General features: G+C 42.1%; 26 protein-coding genes. 13 read left to right on the forward strand and 13 right to left on the reverse strand.

The features are described from left to right. Positions 1–10 precede the first annotated feature (10 nt). Entirely contained in the window at positions 11–307 is a 297-nt protein-coding gene (locus tag GZH31_RS00925; RefSeq protein WP_075594184.1) for a hypothetical protein, read from the forward strand. Between the two features lie 73 nt (positions 308–380). After that, positions 381–968, forward strand: a complete 588-nt coding sequence (locus tag GZH31_RS00930; RefSeq protein WP_180311295.1) for a hypothetical protein — start codon at positions 381–383, stop codon at positions 966–968. A gap of 42 nt (positions 969–1,010) precedes the next feature. Here GZH31_RS00930 and GZH31_RS00935 read toward each other — a convergent pair whose 3' ends face one another. After that, the gene (locus GZH31_RS00935; protein WP_180311296.1) at positions 1,011–2,651 is read right to left on the reverse strand and encodes an endonuclease; all 1,641 of its coding nucleotides are present in this window, start codon (positions 2,649–2,651) and stop codon (positions 1,011–1,013) included. A 340-nt stretch (positions 2,652–2,991) separates the two neighbouring features. Between GZH31_RS00935 and GZH31_RS00940 the strand changes: the two genes are divergently transcribed. The 5 genes from GZH31_RS00940 to GZH31_RS00960 all read left to right on the forward strand — a co-directional run bounded on the left by GZH31_RS00940 (position 2,992) and on the right by GZH31_RS00960 (position 8,644). Next, the gene (locus GZH31_RS00940) at positions 2,992–4,806 is read left to right on the forward strand and encodes an assimilatory sulfite reductase (NADPH) flavoprotein subunit (protein ID WP_180311297.1); all 1,815 of its coding nucleotides are present in this window, start codon (positions 2,992–2,994) and stop codon (positions 4,804–4,806) included. A gap of 49 nt (positions 4,807–4,855) precedes the next feature. Beyond that, complete coding sequence (gene cysI / locus GZH31_RS00945; RefSeq protein ID WP_065978922.1) at positions 4,856–6,553, forward strand: assimilatory sulfite reductase (NADPH) hemoprotein subunit; 1,698 nt, start codon at positions 4,856–4,858, stop codon at positions 6,551–6,553. An 89-nt stretch (positions 6,554–6,642) separates the two neighbouring features. Further along, positions 6,643–7,332: a phosphoadenylyl-sulfate reductase gene (locus GZH31_RS00950; RefSeq protein WP_341868784.1), complete on the forward strand. Its 690-nt coding sequence runs from the start codon at positions 6,643–6,645 to the stop codon at positions 7,330–7,332. Positions 7,333–7,432: 100 nt separating this feature from the next. Beyond that, positions 7,433–8,155 carry an ABC transporter substrate-binding protein gene (locus GZH31_RS00955; protein ID WP_081759807.1) on the forward strand — a complete coding sequence of 241 codons (723 nt, stop codon included), beginning with the start codon at positions 7,433–7,435 and terminating at the stop codon, positions 8,153–8,155. 15 nt (positions 8,156–8,170) lie between these two features. After that, positions 8,171–8,644 (forward strand): DUF4124 domain-containing protein, encoded by a 474-nt coding sequence (locus GZH31_RS00960; RefSeq protein WP_180311298.1) that lies wholly within the window; start codon positions 8,171–8,173, stop codon positions 8,642–8,644. A 37-nt stretch (positions 8,645–8,681) separates the two neighbouring features. Here the strand turns inward: GZH31_RS00960 and GZH31_RS00965 are convergent, their stop codons facing one another. The 6 genes from GZH31_RS00965 to GZH31_RS00985 form a co-directional block, all read right to left on the reverse strand. Continuing rightward, positions 8,682–8,927, reverse strand: coding sequence for a hypothetical protein (locus GZH31_RS00965; RefSeq protein WP_036974184.1), 246 nt, complete (start codon positions 8,925–8,927; stop codon positions 8,682–8,684). 84 nt (positions 8,928–9,011) lie between these two features. Continuing rightward, complete coding sequence (locus tag GZH31_RS19955; RefSeq protein WP_083633673.1) at positions 9,012–9,578, reverse strand: DUF4097 family beta strand repeat-containing protein; 567 nt, start codon at positions 9,576–9,578, stop codon at positions 9,012–9,014. A gap of 27 nt (positions 9,579–9,605) precedes the next feature. Then, complete coding sequence (locus GZH31_RS19960; RefSeq protein ID WP_083633672.1) at positions 9,606–9,899, reverse strand: hypothetical protein; 294 nt, start codon at positions 9,897–9,899, stop codon at positions 9,606–9,608. Positions 9,900–10,086: 187 nt separating this feature from the next. Continuing rightward, on the reverse strand, positions 10,087–12,837 hold the full coding sequence (acnA, locus tag GZH31_RS00975) for an aconitate hydratase AcnA (protein WP_036974180.1): 2,751 nt from the start codon (positions 12,835–12,837) through the stop codon (positions 10,087–10,089). A gap of 208 nt (positions 12,838–13,045) precedes the next feature. Continuing rightward, complete coding sequence (locus GZH31_RS00980; protein WP_036974178.1) at positions 13,046–13,465, reverse strand: hypothetical protein; 420 nt, start codon at positions 13,463–13,465, stop codon at positions 13,046–13,048. A gap of 63 nt (positions 13,466–13,528) precedes the next feature. Then, entirely contained in the window at positions 13,529–13,909 is a 381-nt protein-coding gene (locus GZH31_RS00985) for an RNA-binding S4 domain-containing protein (RefSeq protein WP_036974175.1), read from the reverse strand. Positions 13,910–14,145: 236 nt separating this feature from the next. Here GZH31_RS00985 and GZH31_RS00990 point away from each other — a divergent pair, with 236 nt between their 5' ends. The 3 genes from GZH31_RS00990 (at position 14,146) to GZH31_RS01000 (ending at position 16,030) form a co-directional block, all read left to right on the forward strand. Then, entirely contained in the window at positions 14,146–14,433 is a 288-nt protein-coding gene (locus tag GZH31_RS00990) for a hypothetical protein (protein WP_036974174.1), read from the forward strand. Positions 14,434–14,490: 57 nt separating this feature from the next. Then, positions 14,491–15,153, forward strand: a complete 663-nt coding sequence (locus GZH31_RS00995) for a hypothetical protein (protein ID WP_036974172.1) — start codon at positions 14,491–14,493, stop codon at positions 15,151–15,153. 67 nt (positions 15,154–15,220) lie between these two features. Next, on the forward strand, positions 15,221–16,030 hold the full coding sequence (locus GZH31_RS01000; protein WP_180311299.1) for an arylamine N-acetyltransferase: 810 nt from the start codon (positions 15,221–15,223) through the stop codon (positions 16,028–16,030). Here the strand turns inward: GZH31_RS01000 and GZH31_RS01005 are convergent. The 5 genes from GZH31_RS01005 to glnA all read right to left on the reverse strand — a co-directional run bounded on the left by GZH31_RS01005 (position 16,019) and on the right by glnA (position 21,108). Beyond that, complete coding sequence (locus GZH31_RS01005) at positions 16,019–16,477, reverse strand: cyclic nucleotide-binding domain-containing protein (RefSeq protein WP_036974168.1); 459 nt, start codon at positions 16,475–16,477, stop codon at positions 16,019–16,021. The genes GZH31_RS01000 and GZH31_RS01005 overlap by 12 nt on opposite strands. A 25-nt stretch (positions 16,478–16,502) precedes the next feature. Then, positions 16,503–17,888 carry a nitrogen regulation protein NR(I) gene (gene ntrC / locus GZH31_RS01010; RefSeq protein WP_036974166.1) on the reverse strand — a complete coding sequence of 462 codons (1,386 nt, stop codon included), beginning with the start codon at positions 17,886–17,888 and terminating at the stop codon, positions 16,503–16,505. Between the two features lie 19 nt (positions 17,889–17,907). Continuing rightward, entirely contained in the window at positions 17,908–18,978 is a 1,071-nt protein-coding gene (gene glnL / locus GZH31_RS01015) for a nitrogen regulation protein NR(II) (protein ID WP_036974163.1), read from the reverse strand. Between the two features lie 78 nt (positions 18,979–19,056). Beyond that, on the reverse strand, positions 19,057–19,578 hold the full coding sequence (locus tag GZH31_RS01020) for a DUF4124 domain-containing protein (protein WP_374027190.1): 522 nt from the start codon (positions 19,576–19,578) through the stop codon (positions 19,057–19,059). A gap of 123 nt (positions 19,579–19,701) precedes the next feature. After that, the gene (gene glnA / locus GZH31_RS01025; RefSeq protein ID WP_036974159.1) at positions 19,702–21,108 is read right to left on the reverse strand and encodes a glutamate--ammonia ligase; all 1,407 of its coding nucleotides are present in this window, start codon (positions 21,106–21,108) and stop codon (positions 19,702–19,704) included. 506 nt (positions 21,109–21,614) lie between these two features. Between glnA and typA the strand changes: the two genes are divergently transcribed. After that, the gene (gene typA / locus GZH31_RS01030; RefSeq protein ID WP_036974157.1) at positions 21,615–23,438 is read left to right on the forward strand and encodes a translational GTPase TypA; all 1,824 of its coding nucleotides are present in this window, start codon (positions 21,615–21,617) and stop codon (positions 23,436–23,438) included. 314 nt (positions 23,439–23,752) lie between these two features. Continuing rightward, the gene (locus tag GZH31_RS01035) at positions 23,753–24,172 is read left to right on the forward strand and encodes a BLUF domain-containing protein (protein ID WP_065978929.1); all 420 of its coding nucleotides are present in this window, start codon (positions 23,753–23,755) and stop codon (positions 24,170–24,172) included. Positions 24,173–24,241: 69 nt separating this feature from the next. Here the strand turns inward: GZH31_RS01035 and GZH31_RS01040 are convergent, their stop codons facing one another. Beyond that, positions 24,242–24,682 carry an Rrf2 family transcriptional regulator gene (locus GZH31_RS01040; RefSeq protein WP_180311300.1) on the reverse strand — a complete coding sequence of 147 codons (441 nt, stop codon included), beginning with the start codon at positions 24,680–24,682 and terminating at the stop codon, positions 24,242–24,244. A gap of 106 nt (positions 24,683–24,788) precedes the next feature. On the opposite strand from GZH31_RS01040, the gene GZH31_RS01045 reads away from it, so the two are divergent. Next, positions 24,789–25,451, forward strand: coding sequence for a DUF542 domain-containing protein (locus GZH31_RS01045; RefSeq protein WP_180311301.1), 663 nt, complete (start codon positions 24,789–24,791; stop codon positions 25,449–25,451). Position 25,452 lies beyond the last annotated feature (1 nt).

Consider the following 25,452-nt stretch of genomic DNA (forward strand, 5'->3'; position numbering starts at 1 on the left):
GGACGTTGCTATGAATGCACTCGAAAACTACCTGTTAAGTCTACAAATTAATTGCTACAACACCTCAGTCACACAAATCATCGACGTACAGAACCGTATTTTTCGGTCTCTTTTATCAGCATCTCATTACGCTGAGGCATTGTTAGTTGCACTCGATATTTCTCATTATTCAACACCGCAGCAGCATCAAGCTTTATTAAAACAGGTGTTACATCATCTTGGTTACCGTATCCGTGTTGAGCGGCAACGACATGATGTACTGTTTATTGAACACACACGTTTAGCATATACATTACATTTAGCGTGAGCTGTCATTAACTGGTCATGTTGCTGGCGTGAAATAACACTGTTTTAAGGAATAACATGGAGTGCCTTGGGTCATGCAACAACCAAACATTATTATTTTAGGTAATGGCCCTGTGGGTGCGCATATCGCAGCGAGCGTTAATCGCTGCCCACGCGTGGTTAGGTTTAATCGTTGTGCAGACATGCCAGCCCATTTAGGTAAGCGTTGTACCGATCTATGGCTAGTTGGGCGAGGCTATCAGGCGCATGGCTTACTACAGAGACCGCTTACAATACCACTCGAAGGGCTTTCACAGGTTATGATCACCGATCCTAACCCTCATCCGTTGTTGCACTGCTTTTTTAAATTAATTCATCGAAAAGGCAAGGTAGACTACGCTAATCAGTTATTTAAGATGTATGGTCTGCACTGTAAATGTGAACGTTTAAGCGCTCAGTTTCGACAATCATTACTCGCTCACTTGCTTACTTTAGGACCTGTAATACATCGACCTTATTGCCCAAGCTCTGGCACTCTAGCTATCGCTTTCTATTTATCGCAGTTTGATAAAATACATATTGCTGGATTCGCTTTTCGAGGATGGAAGCGTCATCCGTGGCATTTAGAAAAGCGCTATGTAGACGGGTTAATTGCGGCAAATAAAGTGGTTTTACTTGATTAAAAAAGACACTTAACTGACGTTAAGTGTCTTGCCTTAACGAAGTTACCAAATCATTTCTGCAAATTCAGGGTGATCAACAAATGGGTTACGATTTCCTTGGAATTCAAATGCGGCTTGGTTTCTATCAAGTTCAAGCTGACTAACAGGGTCGTCGTTATGCCATTTTAATAGCATCGCAATGACCCAGTTCTCGAACACCTGACTTGATGAGCCATTAAGCACAGCATTGCTATACGTTGTGTTGTTTTGCCAGTTAGCAATCACATTTTCATAGCGTGTTGCCATGTAAAAATAAGCCCGTGCAAAATCACCTTTAAACTCATCAATCGGTTCGAATACCGTACCTGAGTAATTTAATGAGCTAGCGGCACTGCCTAATTTGCTTCCATTACTAGAGGTGTAGCTTGCACTGGCGACTTCGCCGAAAGGGTAGTTACTGCGTTTTGAATTTACATAGCCATCAGTGGCAAAGATATGATGTACATCTGAATTCATGGGCTCAACAGTGCCACCAAACCAGCTTTTTGGGAACGAATGCTCGCGGTTATAGCAATCAGCTTCACTGTTGTAGGTACCGCACTGGTCGCTCACAGCAACATAGTTATAGCTGTCTTGGCCTGCTGGATTCTCTGAATAACGGTCTAAAATTGAGTTATCATTCTCAAAGTATTTATCACGCGATGCGAGGTCGTAAAATCCCCAAATAGCCGAATAACCTTGTGAGTTATGATCCTTAATTATGTTGTACAGTTCCGTTTTTAAAGCATAGCCCGTAAGACCTTGAGTCGTTACATAATAACCTGTCGGTTCTGTTGGTGTGGTACCGCCGCCATTCCCGCCGCCAGTGTTATCACCTAAACTAAACGGTGTAGCCTCTGAGCTTTGGAAGCTTGCGCCACTGGCAAGCACAGTTTGACCTAAAGAAAGACTGTAGCTGCCATTACCGAATGAGCAGCACATGCCATCACCGTAACTATCAAAAATAGTGAATGTGTAGTCACCATCAACTAAACAGGCTTGCTCGTTATAGTTCGTATTAGCAGCGTAGCTGCCGCCTGATGCTACTGTGCTGCCTTGAGCATTGGTAATTTGCCAACTGGTCTCTTCACCATAGTTGTCGGTGGTGAGGGTAAGAGCGACTTGGTTATCTGTACAGCCCCCCGCAGGTGGAGGCGGTGTGGCAATGTTTGGCGCAAAGTTATCGACATAAACAACTTCGCTGCCATCAAAGCCCGTTACGTCGTAAAAACGTAATCCTACATCGATAGAGGTTGTTACTGATGCGGTATATTGATAGCTGATCTGTTGCCATTGATTTGTTAATGCTGAGTTTGAATAACCTTGGTAGCCATCAACGACAAGGCGTGCCTTCACCCCCCCTTCGGTATGATAAACCCACGCCGAAAACTCATAGCTTTCACCCGCAACGACATCAACCATTTGTAATAAATCAGTATTACTTTGCGTACCTGTATTCACTGTAACGCGAGCTGAGTAGTTACCCGAGTAAACCACATTACTGTTGCTGCTGAGATTTATACCACTGTCAATTGTGCTCCAACCTGAGGGGGCACCTGCTGACCAAGTTTCGAAATCAGCATTGTTGATATTCGCCATTGCTGAACTTGCTAAACACAGCAAACTGCTGGCTAGCATTATTTTATTACATGTCCCGTGTGACATTATTGTTTCCTTTTCATTGTTATATTGTCTGTTCTTAAAATGAACACAGCGAGTATAGGCTAAACACGGTATGTTGCAATAATGTTAATTTGCAAAATATTTATTCGACTAAGTAAGCATTTAATCTGTTTTTTATAGTAAATATGAAAATTAATAACTAAATGGAATATCAAAGCAGATTCTATTCTTTTTTAATCGCGCGAGACCTCGTTATTCTTCACGCTCAGATAAACTTTTAAAAAGCATCGTTTGAGCTCTTTTAAAGTCGAAAAAATTGTTAGTGAAATGCCAGTAGCAAGGGGTTTCGCAGTTAACTTTCAGGGTTACGAGGAATAAATTCATGTTGTTGAGTCAACTAAATGCAGCGGCGAGCCCGCTATCGCAAGAGCAAGTACAAAAGCTGCAAGGCTTAGTGGCTGAACTTAATCCAATTCAGCAAGCGTGGGTAAGTGGTTACTTAGCTGCGAGTGCTAATGCGGGTGCATTAACAGGGGGCGTTGCTGCGGCTCCTGCTGCAGGCGATGCTGCACCACTCACTATTTTATACGGCTCACAAACAGGCAACGCCAAAGGTGTTGCAAGCAAATTAAAAGAGCAAGCTGAGTCACGTGGATTAGCAGTAAAACTAGTCAATATGGCTGACTACAAGCCTACAGCCCTGAAAAAAGAAAAATTTATCACTGTTGTGGTATCAACATACGGTGAAGGTGAGCCACCTGAAGATGCAGAAAGCTTACATGAATTCTTAACCACCAAAAAAGCACCTAAATTAGATGGTGTAAAGGTAGCAGTAATTGGTTTAGGTGATTCAAGCTACGAATTCTTCTGCCAAACAGCAAAAGATTTTGAAGAGCGCTTCAATAAACTAGGTGCAGAAACTATTTTCCAACGCGCAGACTTAGACGTTGATTACGATGACGAAGCTGCAAAATGGATAGACGGTGCGCTTGATGCATTTGAACCCGACCTAAAAGCACAGCAACAAACAAGCGGTGGTCAAGTGGTGGCAATGCCATTTGGTGCAGCGGCACCAGCAGCAAGTCAATACACCAAACAAAACCCGTTTGCCGCTGAGCTTAGTGTGGTACAAAAGATCACAGGCCGTGATTCAACGAAAGATGTACGTCATGTTGAGATTTCTTTAGAAGGTTCTGATATTACCTATACACCGGGTGATTCGTTGGGTGTGTACTTCTTAAATGACGAAGCGCTTGTTGATGAAGTACTTGCGCTTACACAAATCGATGCATCGAGCACGGTTAAACTAGGCGACGAAACGCTAAGCGTACGTGATGCACTGATTGAAAAGTTAGAATTAACGCAGTCTTACCCTGGCTTTGTTGAAAAATACGCAACAGCAACGGGTAACCCTGAATTATTAAAGCTTGTTGAAGATAAAGCGGCTATGCGTGAGTACATTGAGCCTCGTCAAACCTTCGATATTATTCGTCAAAACCCAGCAAAGCTTGACGCACAAACGTTAGTAGATTGCTTACGCAAACTACAAGCGCGTTTATATTCGATTGCATCGAGCCAAGCCGAAGTTGAAGAAGAAGTGCACTTAACGGTTGGTCTAGTTGAGTTTGACGCATTTGGCAGCGAGCACTTAGGGGGCTGTTCTGGTTATTTAGCGCGTCGAGCTGAAGAAGGCTGTAAGGTAAAAGTATTCAGTGAGCATAACGACAACTTCCGCTTACCAGTAAGCGACGAAACGCCCATTATTATGGTGGGTCCGGGTACCGGTATTGCGCCATTCCGTGCGTTTTTACAAGAACGAGACGCCCGTGAAGCAAGTGGTAAAAACTGGCTATTCTTTGGTAACCCACACTTTACGCAAGACTTCTTGTATCAAGTAGAAATTCAAGGCTACTTAAAGTCGGGCTTACTCACTAAAGTGGATGTGGCATTTAGCCGTGACCAAGCGGAAAAAGTTTATGTTCAAGACAAACTACGTAAAAACAGCAAAGAGGTGTTTGCGTGGTTAGAAGCCGGAGCACACATCTATATTTGTGGTGATGCTAATCGTATGGCGAAAGATGTGCACCACGCACTGGTTGACATCATCAAAGAAAACAGCGGCAAAGATGATGAGCAAGCTGAGCAATACTTAAAAGATTTACGTAGCGCCAATCGCTATCAGAAAGACGTGTATTAAACACGTTTAAAAGCTAACAGCCGTCACCGTAACAAATTTAGGAAATACCATGAGCGAACAAGACAAAAACGTAAAGCTTTCTGATAACGAGCGTTTGAAAAGAGAAAGTAACTTTTTACGTGGCACCATTGCACAAGATTTAAAAGATGAAATCACCGGTGGTTTTACCGCTGATAACTTCCAGTTGATCCGTTTCCACGGCATGTACCAGCAAGATGACCGCGATATTCGCGCTGAACGTGCTAAACAAAAGCTAGAGCCGTTACACAATGTTATGTTACGTGCGCGTATGCCTGGCGGTATCATCAAGCCTGAACAATGGTTAGCGATTGATAAATTCGCCGACGAGAAAACCAGCTACGGCAGTATTCGTTTAACAACACGCCAAACGTTTCAGTTTCATGGTGTACTTAAGCCCAATATTAAAGGCATGCACCAAATGCTTAATAGCGTGGGCATTGACTCAATTGCGACCGCGGGCGATGTGAACCGAAACGTACTGTGTACGACGAACCCAGTTGAGTCAGAGCTTCACCAAGAAGCGTACGAGTGGGCCGCAAAGATTTCTGAGCATTTATTACCAAAAACCAAGGCTTATGCTGAGATTTGGTTAGATGGCGAAAAGAGCGAAACCACCGAAGAGCCCATTTTAGGCTCAACGTACTTACCACGTAAGTTTAAAACGACGGTAACGATTCCACCGAATAACGAAGTGGATGTACACGCCAATGATTTAAACTTTGTGGCAATTGCAGAAAACGGCAAATTAGTTGGCTTTAACGTGTTAGTGGGGGGTGGTCTTGCGATGACTCACGGTGATACAGCTACGTATCCACGTAAAGCTGATGACTTTGGTTTTATTCCACTTGAACACACATTGAAAATTGCTGAGCACGTGGTGTCTGTTCAACGTGATTGGGGTAACCGTTCAAACCGTAAAAATGCAAAAACCAAATACACATTAGACCGTGTTGGTTCGGATGTATTTAAAGCGGAAGTTGAAAAGCGTGCTGGTGTTAAATTCGAAGACAGCCGCCCGTATGAGTTCACTCACCGTGGTGACCGTATTGGCTGGGTAGAAGGCATTGATGGTAAGCACCATTTAACGCTGTTTATTCAAAGTGGCCGTATTTTAGATTACCCAGATAAACCACTCAAAACGGGATGCCGTAAAATTGCTGAAATTCACCAAGGTGATTTCCGTATGACGGCAAACCAAAACCTGATCATTGCTGGCGTTCCCGCTGATCAAAAAGCCGTTATCGAAGAGATTGCTCGTAATCATGGTTTAATTGATGACAGCCATACTGAGCAACGTAAAAACTCAATGGCGTGTGTGGCCCTACCAACGTGTCCATTAGCGATGGCAGAAGCCGAGCGTTACTTACCAAGCTTAATTGAGAAAACAGAAGCGCTCTTAGCGAAACACGGTATGGGTGATGACAACATTATTATGCGTGTTGTGGGTTGCCCGAATGGCTGTGGCCGCGCGATGTTGGCAGAAGCAGGGCTTGTTGGTAAAGGCCCGGGTAAATACAACGTGTACTTAGGTGGTAACCGTGAAGGCACGCGTATTCCTAAATTGTATTTAGAAAATGTTGGCGAAGATGTCTACCTAGATGCATTCGATAAGCTCATAGGCCAATGGGCGAGTGAGCGTAATGACGGTGAATGTTTTGGTGATTTTGTTATTCGCAAAGGCATTGTTGCTGAAGTCAAAGTTTCAGTAACCGATTTTCACGCATAATTTTAAAAGCGATACCGCTTTAAGGTTTGGAATTAACCATGAGTGAATTTAAAAACATCTTAACGATGAGCAAAGAAGACCAAACAGCCATGCTGGCTGATATTAACGGTCTTCTTGCTGAAAAAAGCGCTGAGGAGCGTGTTGCGTGGGCACTTGAAAACTTACCAAGCACGCACTTTTTATCGTCTAGCTTTGGTATACAAGCCGCTGTGATGTTGCACTTAGTGACATCGCAGCAGCCAGATATTCCTGTGGTACTGACTGATACTGGTTATTTGTTCCCAGAAACCTATCAGTTCATCGAGCAAATGACCGAACGACTTTCGCTTAATCTTAAAGTTTATAAAGCTGAGCTTAGCCCTGCGTGGCAGGAAGCGAAGTTTGGTAAGCTTTGGGAGCAAGGAGAGGCGGGTATTAAGCAGTACAATCAGCTTAATAAAGTTGAGCCAATGACCCGCGCATTGAATGAGCTTAATGCGGGTACATGGTTCAGTGGCCTTCGTCGAGACCAATCATCGTCGCGTGCTGATAAACAAATAGTTGAAATTAGCCGTGGTACAGTGAAAGTGTATCCACTGATAGAGTGGAATAATCGCGATATCTATCAGTACCTAACGAAACATGATTTGCCGTACCATCCGCTTTGGGAGCAAGGCTATGTGTCAATGGGTGATGTGCATACAACACGTAAACTCGAACCCGGTATGACTGAAGAAGAGACTCGTTTCTTTGGGTTAAACCGTGAGTGTGGTTTACACATTGATGGTGACGGTATTTAGTCCTAATTTCCTATCAGAAAATTCATAAAGCGCGACATCGGTTGCGCTTTTTTTATACCAAAAATGTATAGTCCATGGCTCAATCGAGTGAGAGAAAATCATGAGCCGTTTAGTTATATTATTCTTGTTGTTTAGTCCATTGTGTTTAGCCGATACGCTTCGTATAGGATTGCCTGATAGCGATTATCCTCCTTATCATTTTATGGCCGGTAAAGAAGAGGGGATTGTGAGCGATTTACTGAACCGTTTTGCAAAACAATATGGAGTGAGTATTGATTACTTTTATGTGCCAGAGAAACGTTCACAAAAAATGCTTGATGAAGGGTTACTTGATGGTCGAATCGAGTCTGTAGAGTGGTATGTTGGACAGAATCAATACTATTGGAGTGATGCGCTCGCGGTGGTAGAAGATGTATTGGTCATGCCAAGTGGCTGCCATATTCCTATGATTGAACAGCTTGCCGGGTATGTGCTTATGGCGCGTTATGGCTACACCTATCCCCAGTTTGAACACTTATTTCAATCGGGTGATATGCACAGAGAGAATTTTTACTCAGAATTTGAAATGCTACTTGCCTTAATGGATTGGGAGCATAACCAACGCGTCGCAGTGATTTCTCGGGATGCCTTAACGTGGTATGTTGCTCGCAATAATGATTTTAAAAAGTTCACTGTGAGTGATTACTCTGTAGGCAAAGCGCCATTACAGTTACAGTTTGCGTTTGATGAACGTGGTAAAGAGACCAGCAAACAATTTAATGACTTTCTGAAAAATCTCAAATCATCAGGAGAGTTTGCTAAGATAATGAATAACTACCAATAACGGATAAATTGGATCATGAAGCGATTTTGCTATCTTGCAGTAATGCTATTACTGACCAGTATTGTGCTGCTATTTTATATAAAAAAGCCCGATGGTCAGCCTTACTTATCGCTCAGCATGTTGCAACGTTATTCACAACAAGTAAGTCATGATGTCACTCAAAGCGCGTCACAAAATGTTGAGTCGTGGGGTGTTAAAGCCGAGCAGCTTTTAAAGCAATTTAGCGAGCCTGATAATGGTCATGCAGCTGTTGTGGTTTATAAATGGCAAGATGAGCAGGGACAGTGGCATTTTGCAGATACACCTCACCCACAATATGCGAGTACGTTGGTGACGTTAGACTCGCGAGAAATCACGGTGTTACCCGCAGAGAGTTTTCAAGCAGACCCCGAAAGCAAGTTAACTGAGACACAGGTTAAATCAGCTGCAGATTCGAATTTATACGACCCTAAAAAATACAACAACTCATACAAGATGCTGAGCAAATAAAGCTGCAAATTGAGCAACGTAATAAGCAATTAGAACACTAAACGTGCGTGTTTTTTGTGGTTAATTCGCTTTCAAGCTTCATTAAAAGAATGGTTAAATAAATCTTTGTCGGTAATGAAAATAACACGCCTACCGCGATACAAGCCGCACTGATCATAATGCCGTGTACACCTAGGCTTTCATCTAAATAGTTACTTGCTAACAGCGAGTGGCCTAAAATAATTAAGCAAATACCTAATATAATAAATACCTTAAGGGTTCTTATAATATTTTTTTCTGTCATTTTAAGCACCAACATTTAAAGGCGTAATTAAAGTGTAGGTGCTATCTGACTTAGACGGTTTGTTTTAAATCAAGTAATGATTGGTTACTTATTAAGCTTTACTGGGCCGTTAATATTGTCAATACTTAAGTCGCCAGAACCAGCCTCAATAATAGTGAGTCCAAGGGTATCATTGACATAAATACTGCCAGAGCCATCGGTGATGGTAACGAGCCCTTTTATGTGTCTTACATCTATATCACCAGAGCCGTCTTCGATAGTGAGCGCACCACCTAATGTTTTAACGCTAATACTACCTGATTCATCAATGATACGTGCTGGGCCTTGGCTATTCTCGATGCGAATATCTCCAGAGTCATCTTCAATATCAATACGGCCTTGGCCTTGGTCTATTATAATTGAGCCAGAATCGTCTTCTATGTTGATATTGCCGCTTACATTACTAATGTGAATGTCGCCAGAGTCATCATCAAGACGAATATTGCGACCTCCTTCAATCACAATGGATCCTGAGTCATCATCAATACTGATATCGCTTTGCATAGCACGTATGACGATATCACCTGAATCATCATCAATATCAAGTTTAAGCTGTGCTGGCACAGATACGATTAAATCGATATGAGGTGATGAGCCACTGTAAAACGACACGCTACCATTATTGAGCTTACTGATAAGCTATGCTGTGTCGCCGTGTTTTTCAAGTGTTAGCGTATAGGTTTCATCGCCTTTAGCCGCATAGATATTGGCATTCACTGTGATAGCTGTGGCATTGCTGTCGCCTTTGATGATCAGTGAGCCGGCTTCGGCATCGATTTTTAACTGGCTTACATTTGCAGCCGAAACGCGTAAGTCTTGTTGTTTTTGTTCAGCAAACTGATCCGCAGATACATGAATAACACAGCCTGTTATTAATAAGCTCGATGAGATGGCAGTTGCGCACATCGCGCGTTTGAATGATGCAATAGTCATATGGATTCCAAAATTATTGTGATTTTTATCTGGTTAGCATTCGCAAATTATGATCCAAGTTTAACATACTGATTTTTATGTGCTTTTCATTTTTTGTAACTAAGTGTGCTGGTCTAAACTGCAATTTATTGGTGTTTTAAACAAAAAAGGGGCTGAAATTTCAGCCCCTTAGTTAACTTAAAAGTGATTACTGCTCAGCCAGCATATTACGAAGTACATACTGTAAAATGCCGCCGTGTTTGTAGTAATCCCACTCTTTGGGTGTATCAATTCGCACATCAACACTAAAGCTAACTTGCTTACCTTCGCTGTTAGTTGCAATTACGCTGACTTCATTGGTTTTGTCGTATAAGCCTTCAAAATCAAAGGATTCTTGACCAGTCAAACCAAGCGATTCATAACTTTCACCCTCTTTAAATTGAAGCGGTAATACACCCATACCAATCAGGTTAGAGCGGTGAATACGCTCATAGCTTTGCGCTATGACTGCTTTTACACCCAGTAATAAAGAGCCTTTTGCAGCCCAGTCACGTGATGAACCGGTCCCATACTCTGCACCAGCCAAAATAATCAATGGGGTACCGTCTTGTTGATACTGCATGGCCGCATCAAAAATGCTGGCAAGTTCATCTGTTGGTTGTATGCGTGTGACACCCCCTTCAGTGCCAGCAGCAAGTAAGTTTCTTAATCGTACATTGGCGAAGGTGCCGCGCATCATGACTTCATGATTGCCTCGACGAGAGCCATACGAGTTAAATTGTGCTTTTTCTACACCATGTTCTTGTAAGTACAAGCCAGCAGGAGCATCGGCTTTAATCGCCCCCGCAGGTGATATATGGTCGGTGGTGACTGAGTCTCCAAGTTTTGCTAAACAACGTGCTCCACTGATCGTGGGGATACCGGGCGGTTCTATTTCCATGCCATCAAAGAATGGCGCTTTTTTAATGTAGGTTGATGCGTCATCCCAGTCATAAAGCTTACCTTCAGGGATTTGGATTTTTTGCCAGCGATCATCACCTTGATAAACATTACCGTAGCTCGATGCAAACATCTCTTTGGTGACGGTATCACGCACTAACTCACTCACCTCACTCACACTTGGCCAAATGTTCTTTAGATAAATGTCGTTACCATTGGGGTCTTGTGCCAAGGGTTCATTGTATACATCAATGTCGGTGCGTCCCGCGATAGCGTAGGCCACAACAAGCGGAGGTGATGCTAAAAAGTTCATTTTTACATCTTGGTGGATACGGCCTTCAAAGTTTCGATTGCCCGATAAAATAGAGCTTACAACAAGTTTGTGCTTCTGAATTGCTTCACTTATTTCATCAGCGAGCGGGCCTGAATTACCAATGCACGTGGTACAGCCATAGCCCACAAGGTTAAACCCAAGCGCGTCTAAATCATCCATTAAATTCGCTTTTTTCAAGTAATCAGTGACCACTTGAGAGCCTGGCGCGAGTGATGTTTTAACCCACGGTTTTACTTTCAACCCTAGCTGTTTGGCTTTTTTAGCAACTAAACCCGCCGCCAGAATAACGCTCGGATTTGACGTGTTTGTACAGCTTGTTATTGCTGCAATGACACACGCACCGTCTTTTAACTCAAACTCTTCACCTTTAAAGTTAACTTTGGCTGCGCCCATATATTGCGCTTCGTTAACAGGATCATCCGGATTTGTTGTCGGACCTTCATCTTCGATACGTGCTTCTTGAGTATCACTTTTATCACGCTGTTGCATGCGCTCATTTTGGAAAGCTTTTAAGTGTTCCCCAATCACCTCGCCTGCTTTATCAAGGGCAATACGGTCTTGCGGACGTTTGGGACCAGCAAGGCTAGGCACTACATCATCTAAAGACAGCTCTAATGTGTCGGTGTAATGTGCTTCGTCGCCTGGGTTTCGCCACAGTCCTTGGTGTTTGGCGTAGTCTTCGATTAGCTTCAGTTGTTTTTCATCGCGATTTGTTAAACGCAGGTAATTAATCGTTTCATCATCAATCGGGAAAATACCACATGTTGCACCATACTCAGGTGCCATGTTTGCGATGGTAGCGCGGTCTGCAAGTGGTAAGTCAGCAAGGCCATCCCCATAAAACTCAACAAATTTACCCACGACACCATGTTTACGCAGTATTTCGGTTACTGTGAGCACTAAATCTGTGGCAGTTGTGCCTTCGGGCAAGCGACCATTGAGCTTAAAACCAACCACTTGTGGAATTAGCAAGCTGATGGGCTGACCAAGCATGGCCGCTTCGGCTTCTATGCCACCGACACCCCAACCAAGTACGCCTAAGCCGTTAATCATTGTGGTATGCGAATCTGTGCCGACTAGGGTATCTGGATAAGCGAGGGATTGACCATTTTTTTGATCGTTAAACACCACACGGGCCAAATACTCTAAATTAACTTGGTGTACGATACCGGTTGCGGGTGGCACCACTTTAAGGTTGTCAAAGGCTGTTTGTCCCCAACGTAAAAATTCGTAACGTTCTTTATTTCGTTCATATTCGAGCTTGGCGTTTAAGTCGAACGAGCCATCTTCGCCATAACCATCAACTTGTACAGAGTGGTCTATTACGAGTTCTGCAGGTGACAGTGGATTAATTTTAGCGGGGTCTCCGCCAAGCTTTTCCATGGCGTCGCGCATTGCGGCTAAATCAACAATCGCAGGGACACCTGTAAAGTCTTGCATCACCACGCGCGCAGGCGTAAAGGCAACTTCGGCGGAGGGTTTTGCTTGTGGATCCCAGTTTAGAAGTGCGTCTATATCTTGCTTTTTAATGTTTACGCCATCTTCGTTGCGTAATAGATTTTCTAACAATATTTTTAATGAGAAAGGCAGGCGTTTGGCTTTGTCACCAAGACCTTGTAAAGAGTGGATATGATATTGCTCACCATTAATCGTAAGCTGTTTTTGGGTATCAAAACTGTTATTCATTATTTGCCCCTGTGGTTTACGCAAGCAATGCTCGCTTTTTATGTTTCCTTTACGAGATATCTGCAAACTTAATACCAGCTATTAAAATTCACCGTGCTGATGAAAAAATATGCTATCTAATTATAGTTGATGCCGATGCAACTTATTTCAAGGGGAGAGAGCAATAAAAGAGCAGTAATTAGACAGCAGCTCATAACATAGACTGACGTTAAGTTAGCCAATGCTGCTGTTTTGCGTGATGGCTAACAAGCAACAATAATAAGCCAATTACAATCACGCAAAATGGCATTGCCAAAGCACTAAAACCAAAGAGGGCGAGGCTATCGATTACGATAAAGTTGTAATACTGCTGGACTAACACAGCGACAAACGAAATAAGAAACAACTCTCTCGCGAGGGCTTTTTTAGCAAGTAATAAAATGCTTGCTAAGCTGGCTGAAAACACCGCTATCGCAAAGGCAAGCGTTGACCACAGCGGGATATCACGGTATGCGGCTTGTTGATCGAGTGGTAATTGGTCAATCATCTCTGGGGTAATGAGTAGCTGCATAATAAGTGCAATTACCCCGAGTAGATTCCAAACTAATGCGGCCCATGCAAGTGGTTTGAGCCAAGCGGGAGAAGTCATAAATCACCTTTATATTGTTATTATCAAGCACAATTAAAGGGGATAAATATTAACTAAGCAAGGCTAACCAAAAGAAATAGGGCGACGACCTGTTTTTTCGTCTACTTTAGGCTTTTTAGTGCGCTTACGTTTTTTGGCTGTTGATGCGCTGCTCTCTTGCGGGGCGTTCTGTCGTTGTTGCTCAGGTTGTTTTTCTGGGCGAGGGTTCGGTATTGCATCTTCACTTAAGGTTAATTGAAATTGCTCACCATCAAACGAAAGTACGTCGCCACTGTATAATTTTTTCCGTTTTATTGTACAAATTTCATAGTTAACTCCAACATAACCTTCACCGATTAAGGTCTTTGCTTGGCCACCTGTCTCAACTAAATCGAGCACTTTAAGTAAGTTACATAACTCTATTGGCTCTTCTTCAAGCTCAATTTCGATGAAATCTTCGTTCATGTTGGTCTCTCATAATTTAATCGCAGCCATTATAAAGCCTAGCACTGGATTGAACCAAGGTTAAATTTTTAAGCGCTTCACATACTTAAAAAATGAGCATAAAAAATAATGACGTATTTTGCAGAGTCGTAAGAAAACTGCAGTATTTCATAAGTACACTGCGCGCGTCTTGATATGGTGCGCTACTTGCTAAATGCAACGTCGTTTTATTTATTATTCGTTCAGGAGAAGTAGTCATGGGCGTTAGGTCAGTACTGAAAAAAGAACTAATGGGGTTAGACGATACATCGTTACTTGCAGCAGATGATGTGCGTGCATTATTAACCCAAACAATGAAAGCGCAGCCTGATAAATCAGAACAAGGCTTTGCATTAATTTCGCGTTTTAATGATAACCACAGCCAGCTTGCCTATGGAGAGAAGAGTAAAGAAGAGTTACTTGAGTATCAGGTTCACCGCTTATTTAAAGATATTCTTTACACTCGACGCAGTGTTGATAAATGGCTAAGTCACCATTTAAATTAGTTGATTAATCAGCTTTCCTCCAATAGACTACATTTGTAATCTATTGGAGGGAATAGTATGAACAGGATGTATATTTGGTGTGTGCTGCTATTGTTAGTTGGTTGCCAACAGCCAACTGTTTATGTTTATACAGAAAACTTAGACGCACAGCAGCAAGCTCAGCTCGATTTAGCCTTAAGTGCTCAGCGTTTACCTTATAAATACACGCAACTGAGTGTGCCGCGAGAGTTTGGCGACGCGACTTTGATGTTATCCGAAGATAAAATTTTGACTGAACAGACTGAGATCTTAGCTGGCATCATGCAGCGACTGGGTTATCAGCCTGAGATCAAATACACCACCGCCGCAAATCACTTTTACAATCATGGCAATATTGGCTTTTACTTAAAAGCACCGAGTGAGGAGGATGAAATTTCTCTGCCTAATCGTGTTTTCACAACACACTGCGATGAGGATAAGTTTAATGGACTGATGGTGACATTTACCGAGAAGCACGCCGAGTTTGTGCTTCCTGGCGGGACCCCAGTATCACTTAAGTGGGATTATCTGTACGGTTATCTGGTTATTTATTATAAAAACTATTCACAGACCTACAGCCATTCAACACCCTATGTAAGTACACCTTTTGGTGAAAAGCCAACAGATACCTATCGATATACTATTAGGGTTAATCAGCCTAGTTGGTTAAATTGCTCGTTGCAAATAGTCTATATGGACTAAAAAATCTTTACCTCAACTAAACTTGAGGTTTTAGCATGGCTGTCATCATTACTTATAAGGACATGCCATGCAAAGCTATATTAAACATTATCTAAATTCTTTGGCTATTGATTACATTAATGAAGACAGAAATCTTGCATTGATTGAGCGTTTACAAGCGGCGCATTTAGCTCGCTATAGTTTCAGCAGTGTCAATGCATTACAGGCTAAATCACTGAGCCTTGATGACGATAAAGTGTTTTCACGTTTAATTAATTTACAAGAAGGAGGTTATTGCTTTGAACATAACAAGATCTTCTTTCTTGCGTTGGTCGCACTCGGTTTTGACGTTGAAATACTCATAGCGCGGGTGATGCTTAACGGCCGTGAAGAAAACCCTCGCTCGCACCGATTAACAAAATTGACACTCGAGGGTAAACACTATTTGCTCGATGTTGGCTTTGGGGTAAGTACACCGGTAATCGCATTGCCAATTGATCAGTCGTCACGAGTCAGTGAAGGTGTGAACTTATATGAAATTAGCCGACGTGACAGGCTAATTGATGTGAGGCAAGTTTTACCAAATACTCAGCATTTATACCGCGTTGAACTGGCTCAATTCTATGAGAGTGATTGCGAAATCGCTCATTTCTATAGTCATCACCATCCAGACGCTGCATTTGTTAACAACCTTGTTGTATCACGTATTGAAAAGGGTGAACGCTGGCTTATTCGAAATAATCTACTGCATTATTGGCACGAAACATCAGCAGTTCATACGCAACAGGTTATTCAATCACGTGAGCAATTACATACATTACTTACAGACACATTTCTTTTAAATGTAAGCAAAGCAACGTCTGCATGGTTAATGGAGCGCTATGTATTAGCCGCGTGATTCGAGGAAGTTACTCAGTTTAATAATACGCTCACTCATGCCTTCGATGATGCGATCTTTAATTTTTTCGCGTATCACGTTTGGCAAACGGGTGAGGGCTTCCGGTGTGATTGCCAGTAAAATAGTATCCACTTTAGCGCGGGCGCTAGTACTGCGCTCGCGATTATTGATAAATGCGCCTTCACCAATAAACTCACCCGGTTCAATGGTGCCGAGCTCAAGCAAATGGCTTTGCTTAAAGATGATTAATGAACCACTCAAAACAATATAGAGTCGCTTGTCATTATCAAACTGTTTAAATACAGCTCGACCTTGTTGTACTAAATACAAATGGCTGAAAGATTCTAATAACACCTGTCGTTCACTCAGGGTAAACTCCCGAAAGAACGCCAATCGGTTAATAATTTCCATCTGCTTAATAAGCGGAATATGTTCGATTAACTTCATTACTTACATCGTTTATAACGCAAAATTAGCTAATATTGCGCTCTTTTAACTTGCGGGTCAATGTATTGCGCCCCCAACCAATTTTAACCGCAGCCTCTTGTTTGTGGCCTGCACAATTTGCCAGTGCGGTTTTAATTAAACGAGTTTCCAGTTGAGCTTGAATCGCGGGCCAAATGTTTTCTTTCCCTTGTTTAAGCTCGAGGTTTAACCACTGTTGGAAAGCTTCAAGCCAATCACCTTCTTGCTCTACAGGTTCTGCCGCGATAATTTCCGGTGGTAAATCTTGCTCACTGATAAGCTCTCCAGGTGCCATTACGGTTAACCAACGACAGGTATTCTCGAGCTGACGTACGTTACCCGGCCAGTTAAATAATCGCAATTGCTCGGTCGCTTTTGGGCTTAAAATTTTGCTTTCGACTTGCAGCTCTTTGGCGCTTTTATGGAGAAAGTGTTGTGCTAAACGTTCAATATCCTCTGTACGTTCACGAAGAGCTGGTAAGCGAAGACGCACCACATTTAAGCGGTGGAATAGGTCGTCACGGAACTTACCTTGTTTTACCAAGTCTTCTAAGTTCTGATGGGTGGCGGCAATAATACGAACATCTACTTTAATACTTTGATGCCCGCCAACACGGTAAAACTCACCATCGGCTAAAACACGTAATAAACGGGTTTGTACATCCAGTGGCATGTCACCAATTTCATCTAAAAATAGCGTGCCGCCATTCGCTTGTTCAAAGCGGCCTTTACGAATACTGTCGGCCCCTGTAAACGCGCCTTTTTCATGGCCGAATAATTCTGACTCAACCAGTTCTTTAGGGATGGCAGCCATATTAAGAGCAATAAACTGGTTTTCTTTTCGTGGGCTATGGTTATGCAATGCACTGGCGACAAGCTCTTTACCAGTGCCTGATTCGCCATTGATTAAAACACTCATGCTTGACGCAGATAATTTACCTATTGCACGAAACACTTCCTGCATAGCAGGGGCTTCACCAATGATATGGGCATTGGTTTGCGGCGCTTGTTTGCGTCTGGTTTTCTTTGTGGAGTTTGCACGGCAAGCACTTTCAACTAAAGAAACGGCTTCTTCTAAATCAAACGGTTTTGCGAGGTATTCAAACGCCCCTTTTTGAAACGCATTCACCGCCGAATCTAAATCCGAGTGGGCAGTCATGATAATGACAGGTAACCCAGGGTTTTGCTCAGCGATTGTTTCTAGTAACGCCATACCATCCATACCAGGCATACGCACATCAGACACCAGCACGGTAGGCTGGCTAAACTTTAAAGCATTCAGCACTTCTTGCGCATTGGCATAGCTTTGAGTTTCAAATCCTGCTCGTGCCAGCGCTTTTTCTAATACAAAGCGTATTGAGGCATCATCATCAACTAACCACACTGTTTTCATGACTACTCCAAAAAAACCATTAATCCGTAAAAGGCAAATAGATATTAAATTCTGTATGGCCTGGCCAACTGTCACACTCTATGTGTCCATCATGTTGGTCAACCAACGTTTGCGCGATGGATAAGCCAAGACCCGACCCATTTTCTTTATTGGTAATCATCGGGTAAAACAAGGTTTCTTTTAAACTCTTGTCTATGCCTGGACCGTTATCCGAAATTTGGATCAGCAAGGTTTTCTTCGGTGCTTTACCAGGGCGTCTATGTTGATGGTTGATACGGGTTTTTATTCTAATTTCTCCCCCATCAACGAGCGCCTGTTGTGCATTACGAATAATGTTTAATACCACTTGTTGAATTTTACTCTGATCGATATATACGCTGGGTATGCTCGGGTCATAGTCTTTCACTAACGTGATATTTGCATTGTTATCAAGCATGCTTAATTTAACGACAGACTCAAGCGCTTGGTGAATATTGCCATACGATTTGTGTGGCAGTTGATTCGGGCCAAGTAAACGGTCGACTAATTCACGTAAGCGGTCTGCTTGTTCAATAATGAGTTCTGCACATTGATCTCGTTCTTGCTGATCAACCTCATACTGCAATAATTGCGCCGCTCCGCGTATACCCCCCAAAGGATTTTTTATTTCGTGGGCTAAACCACGAATTAAATTACGTGCAGCTTGATACTGATGCATTTGATTTGAGGCCTGATCGTGGCGAATTTCATCGTCCATCTGGCGGCATTCAAACAAGATATAATTGTCATCTTTATTGGTAATTCGGCGTGTACTAATTGTGAGCTTGGCATGGCGAGAATCGATGAACACCACGTCAGCTCTATGCTGGTGGCAATCAACACCATCAAAGAGTGAATACTGAGCAATGCGTTTAAGATCGATAGAGTGGTAGTTAAACAGGTTATCAAACGGTTGGTTGAGAATGCGCTTTGGCCCTAAACCAAGTAGCTCACTGGCACTATCATTGGCATAAACAAGTTTAAAATCACGGTTAAGTAAAATAACCGCTGTACTTAAATTTTTCCAAATGCTGTCGAGCAATTCTGAGTTAAATTGTGTATCACTGAGCATGGTTGCACCATTTTAGTGCGTTACGATTAAGTGCAGCTTAGCATAATCCTTTTGCATTGCGAGGCGCGTTTGAAAAAATTAATTCCCACCAAAAACAGACGCTCTGTGCATGTAGAATGTGCTAACTGGACTGACCGAAACGAGTTTATTGTTCGCATTAAATAGTTTGGCTTGTAATGTGTGCTCGCCTCGATTTACGCCTCGTAGTGCAAAAGTAGAACTATTACTTGGTTCACCATGGGGGGCACCATTTACAAAAAGTTGTACTTTAAAACCCGTTGCAAAGCGAGGAATGACACGGGTTGTAACATAAACAGAACCGGAGTTTTCTCTGACTGTTGCTTTGTCTTCAGGTGAGGAAATAGCGATTTTAAAGTTTACGGGTGTTGCACTGGCTGTGTTATCAAGAATACTGGTGTCGGTAGCAGGCATGGTCAAGTTAGGGGTATTAAGCTTTACTTCGGTAGCACCGGGGCGTGGCGTATCAGAAAATACTAGAACACCATTTTTATCTTTCCACGAATACACTTTTTTTGTTGTTCCATAACTAAAAAAGCTTACTGATAGTAACAAAAATACCAATAAAGTTGTTCTTTTCACCCTGCGACCCTGCATTTTTTTATGTAATTAAAACTGTAGAGGAGAACACGCCTAATTACCATTAAAAAAGCCCGCCAAAGCGGGCTTGAGAACACACATTAATTATTTACTGTCTACGACGTATTAAACGCTGTAGTACATTTCGAACTCAACTGGGTGAGTTGTCATGTTAAGTTTTTCAACTTCTTTGTTCTTAAGTGAGATGTATGCATCAATTAGGTCGTCAGTGAATACACCACCTGCTTTTAAGAACTCACGGTCAGCATCTAAAGCAGCAAGTGCTTCGCTTAGTGAAGAGGCAACTTGTGGGATCTCAGCTGCTTCTTCAGCAGGTAGATCGTATAAGTCTTTATCCATTGCATCGCCAGGGTGGATCTTGTTTTGAATACCGTCAAGGCCAGCCATAAGCATTGCAGAGAATGCTAAGTATGGGTTTGCTGTTGGATCAGGGAAGCGTACTTCGATACGACGTCCTTTTGCAGATGGTACTACAGGGATACGGATTGAAGCAGAGCGGTTACGTGCAGAGTATGCAAGCATTACTGGCGCTTCGAAACCTGGTACAAGACGTTTGTACGAGTTAGTTGACGCGTTAGCGAATGCGTTGATTGCTTTAGCGTGCTTGATGATACCACCGATGTAGTAAAGCGCTTCTTCAGAAAGACCTGCGTATTTGTCACCAGCGAAGATGTTCACGCCATCTTTACCTAAAGATTGGTGACAGTGCATACCAGAACCGTTATCACCTACAAGCGGCTTAGGCATAAATGTCGCTGTTTTACCATAAAGGTGAGCCATGTTATGGATAACATATTTCATCTCTTGGATTTCGTCAGCTTTTAATACCATTGTATTGAAGCGTGTTGCGATTTCGTTTTGACCCGCAGTTGCTACTTCGTGGTGGTGTGCTTCAACAACTTGGCCTAGCTCTTCAAGAACTAAACACGTTGCTGAACGCCAGTCGTGAGATGAGTCGATTGGTGAACATGGGAAGTAACCACCTTTAACACCTGGACGATGACCTTTGTTGCCACCTTCGTAATCTTTATCTGAGTTCCAAGCCGCTTCGATGTCGTCGATTTTATACATAGAACCAGACATGTCTGATTTGTATTTAACGTCATCAAATAGGAAGAACTCTGGCTCTGGGCCAAATAATACAGTGTCTGCGATACCAGTTGAACGCATGTACTCTTCTGCACGTTTAGCAACAGAGCGAGGGTCACGCTCGTAACCTTGAAGTGTTGAAGGCTCAACAACGTCACAACGTACGATTAAAGTTGCTTCTTCAGAAAATGGGTCCATTTTAGCAGACTCAGGAACAGGCATTAATACCATGTCTGATTCGTTGATACCTTTCCAACCAGCAATTGAAGAACCGTCAAACATTTTGCCGTCTTCAAAGAAGTCTTCATCAACCTGATGATGAGGAATAGAAACATGCTGTTCTTTACCTTTGGTATCAGTAAAGCGTAAATCAATGAACTTAACGTCATTTTCTTTGATAAAATCTAAAACCGATTGTGACATGTGTCCTCCAATTGTTGGGTTTTATTTTTGCTGCATTATTGCTTTTGTTCTATGTAAGCTGGTTTCATGCCAAATTTTTAACGCCTTGTTTAGGCTTATAAAAATAAAATAAAGCGCATTTTGTTAATTATTTTTGCACTATTTTGGTGCGTAAAATGTTCATTGTGGTGCGTTATGCTTACCGGTTGTATTTGCACAACGATTAGCCACCCTAGATAGCATAAACGAAATGTGCTTTAGTGCCAAAATATTGCTAAAAAGGTGATTTTTTACCAGTTTTGATGTTCGATTAAAGATAAAATTAATAAAATTGTCATTTATAAAACAGATACTTATAAAAAGCCTGAAGAAAGTTTATAAAATTGTATTGGATAAACTTTCATCCATGCCATTATTAAGGGATAATATGCGCCCTTTTAAATCCTATGCTTAGACATCTGTTGAAAATGCAGGTGAGTGCGTAGATCTTGCAGGATCAATGAGATTCAATTTCTCTGAGAAAAAATATGAGCATCGAAAAGTTAAGAAATATAGCGATTATCGCCCACGTTGACCACGGTAAAACAACTTTGGTTGATAAACTGCTTGAGCAATCAGGCACATTAGAAACACGCGGCGGTAATGAAGAGCGCGTGATGGACTCAAACGACATTGAGAAAGAACGTGGTATTACCATTTTGGCTAAAAACACAGCCATCTCTTGGAATGATTACCACATCAATATCGTAGACACCCCAGGACACGCCGACTTCGGTGGTGAAGTTGAACGCGTACTTTCGATGGCTGACTCAGTATTGTTACTTGTTGATGCTCAAGAAGGTCCAATGCCACAAACGCGCTTCGTAACGCAAAAAGCGTTCGCGCAAGGTTTGAAGCCAATCGTTGTTATCAATAAAATTGATAAGCCGGGTGCACGCCCTGATTGGGTTATGGATCAAATCTTTGATTTATTCGATAACCTTGGTGCAACTGACGAACAGTTAGACTTTAAAGTTATCTACGCATCAGCTATCAACGGCTGGGCAACATTAGATTTAGACGAACCATCTGACAACATGGAACCTATGTTCAAGATGATCGTTGACGAAGTATCACCACCGGATGCAGATCCTGAAGGTGACTTCCAAATGCAGATTTCTCAACTTGATTACAACTCATACGTAGGTGTAATCGGTATCGGCCGAATCAAGCGTGGTTCTGTAGCGCCTAACCAACAAGTAACTATTATCAGTGCTGATGGCACAAAACGTAATGGTAAAATTGGTGCGGTTCAAAGCTACTTAGGTCTTGAGCGAATTGATACAGACCGTGGTTATGCGGGTAATATCGTAACTGTGACAGGTATCGGCGAATTAAAAATCTCTGATACAGTGTGTGCGCCTTCTAACGTTGAAGCGTTACCTCCGCTATCAGTTGATGAGCCGACAGTAACAATGACGTTCTCTGTAAACACGTCGCCATTTGCGGGTAAAGAAGGTAAGTTCGTAACATCACGTAATATCCTTGAGCGTTTACAAGCTGAGCTTGTTCACAACGTTGCATTACGCGTTGAAGAAACTGACAACCCAGATAGCTTCCGTGTATCAGGCCGTGGTGAACTTCACTTAGGTATCTTAATCGAAAACATGCGTCGTGAAGGCTACGAGCTTGCTGTTTCTCGTCCAGAAGTAATCTTACGCACTGTAGATGGTGTATTAGAAGAACCGTACGAAACAGTAACGATTGACTGTCAAGAAGAGCACCAAGGTTCTATCATGGAACAAATTGGTCTGCGTAAAGGTGAACTAACTGACATGGCGCCAGATGGTAAAGGCCGTATGCGTATGGACTTTATGATGCCGAGCCGTGGTTTAATTGGTTTCCAAACTGATTTCATGACGCTTACATCAGGTTCAGGTCTTATGTACCACACGTTTGATCATTACGGTCCTCATAAAGGCGGTAACATCGGTCTACGTAAAAATGGTGTAATGATCGCTAACGCAACAGGTAAAGCGTTAACTAACGCATTATTCAACCTTCAAGAGCGCGGTAAGCTATTCATCGGTCACGGTGTAGAAGTTTACGAAGGTATGGTTATCGGTATTCATAGCCGTGATAACGACCTAACTGTAAACGCACTTAAAGGTAAGCAGCTAACGAACGTTCGTGCATCAGGTACTGATGAAGCGCAAACATTAACACCACCATTGAACTACACACTTGAGCAAGCGCTTGAGTTTATCGATGATGACGAGTTAGTAGAAGTAACACCTGAAAATATTCGTATTCGTAAGCGTCACTTAACTGAAAGTGATCGTAAACGTGCGAGCCGTGCTTCTAAAGGCTAATTTACGCTTTTAGCTCACGCAAAATAACACGCCGTCGTATTGCAAAATACGGCGGCTTTTTTGTTTAAGGAGACTTGTTTTTTGCTGTCAGCCGTAACACTCACAAATGTTCGTTCTTGTTGTTACTAAGGGGTGGCGTATTTTATTTCTATTGATAAATTAATTACTTGTCTACTAACCTCTAACCTCTAACCTCTAACCTCTAACCTCTAACCTCTAACCTCTAACCTCTAACCTCTAACCGCAAGTTGCCACTTTTTTGCTAAAGCCTCTATCTGTACTATCTTTTTAAATCTACCTTGAAGGAGATCAGGATGTATTTAGTCAGGCTTATTTATACGAGTGAAGTTTGTGAAGGATTTGGGCCGAGTGATATTGAGGATATCATTGAAAAAGCACAGAAAAATAATCATGCGTCGAATGTAACAGGGTTGCTGTGTTTTAATAGTTCGCACTTTTTACAGTGCCTAGAGGGATCTCGACAGGCGGTAAATGCAACCTATCATAAGATCTTAAATGATAATCGGCATCGAAATATTATTATGCTGAATTACTGCGAAATTTACGAAAGGGAGTTCGAAAACTGGTCAATGGGTTATATTCCGTATTCAAAAATAACCACACCGCTTAATTTAAAATACTCAGGCACCAGCGAATTCGATCCGTTAGCAATGTCAGGAGGCAGTGCACATAAACTCATGATGGCACTGAGGGATACATTAGTAAATCAATAATCCAAATGGAGTGTCACTGCCATGATACTCCAGGAATACTTACACCTTTGAGTGCGCCAAAATGTGAGTTTAGTTTTCTATTTTTAGCAGTTGAGAGAGCTGATTTGCGTGTTTTGGGGTGATCAGATCTGCGAGTGTATAGTTATCTAAATGAAGGAAAAAAGCCTCCATTGCTTGTGCAAATATTTGTTTAAGTTGACAGGCGGGGGTGATAACACATTGATTGTCATTACCAAAGCATTCCACCAACGTAGACCCTTGCTCTTGTAAGCGCACTAACTCACCAATGTTAATCTCGGCGGGATCTTTGCTTAAACGGATACCGCCATTCTTTCCTCTCGTCGCAATTAAATAGCCTCTATTACTTAGCTCTTGCACTACTTTCATGAGGTGATTTTTTGAGATTTCGTATTTTTCAGCGATCTCTTTAATGGTCACAAGCTCACCATTATGTAAGGCAGTAAAAATCAAAACACGCAGTGAATAATCTGTAAAACGAGTGACATTCATAGTGAGACTCTAAAATTTTAAATATGCATCTATTTTACATCTTTAATAAACGTGTGTAAACTTCTTAAAGATTCATTTCAAATGCATGTTTAAATAGGGGTGTTATATGAATTACTTAAATTGGCCTATCAGTAAAATTGCGACAGAAATTCCCGGTGCAACAGCACTCTTTTTTGCGCACCGAATAAACTTTTGTTGTCAGGGGCATCTGGTGTTGTCAGACGTTATCGAAAAACGAAATATTGATCGCGAAGAAATCATTTCAGACATAGAGGTTTTGCTAAGCAGGCAAACCGCTATTGATTACCACAACCTGAGTAATAAGGAATTGGTTGAGCATATTCTGACTCGCTATCACCGTGTTCACCGAGTACAGCTTGAAGAGTTGATACGTTTAAGTGAGCGTGTTGAAGAGGTGCATTTTGATAAGCCTAATTGTCCTAATGGTTTAGCGAATCATTTGAAGAATATGTATGTAGAGTTAGAAGATCATATGCAAAAAGAAGAGCTTATCCTCTTTCCAATGCTGCAAGCCGATACAATCCCTGCCATAGTCAGTGGACCAATTAGCGTAATGATGGCGGATCATGAAGCCCATATCGCAGAAATAGAGAAAATCTACCAATTAACAAATGATGTCACTTTGCATGCGGGAGCATGTAATACATGGACGGCTTTGTATTTAGGGCTGCAGGCATTTATTAGCGATTTGAATATGCATATTCATATTGAGAACGCTATTTTGTTCGCACGGGTTGAGGGACGATAGA

It is taken from the genome of Pseudoalteromonas sp. JSTW (assembly GCF_013423925.1).
In the GTDB taxonomy this organism is placed as follows: Bacteria; Pseudomonadota; Gammaproteobacteria; order Enterobacterales; family Alteromonadaceae; genus Pseudoalteromonas; species Pseudoalteromonas lipolytica.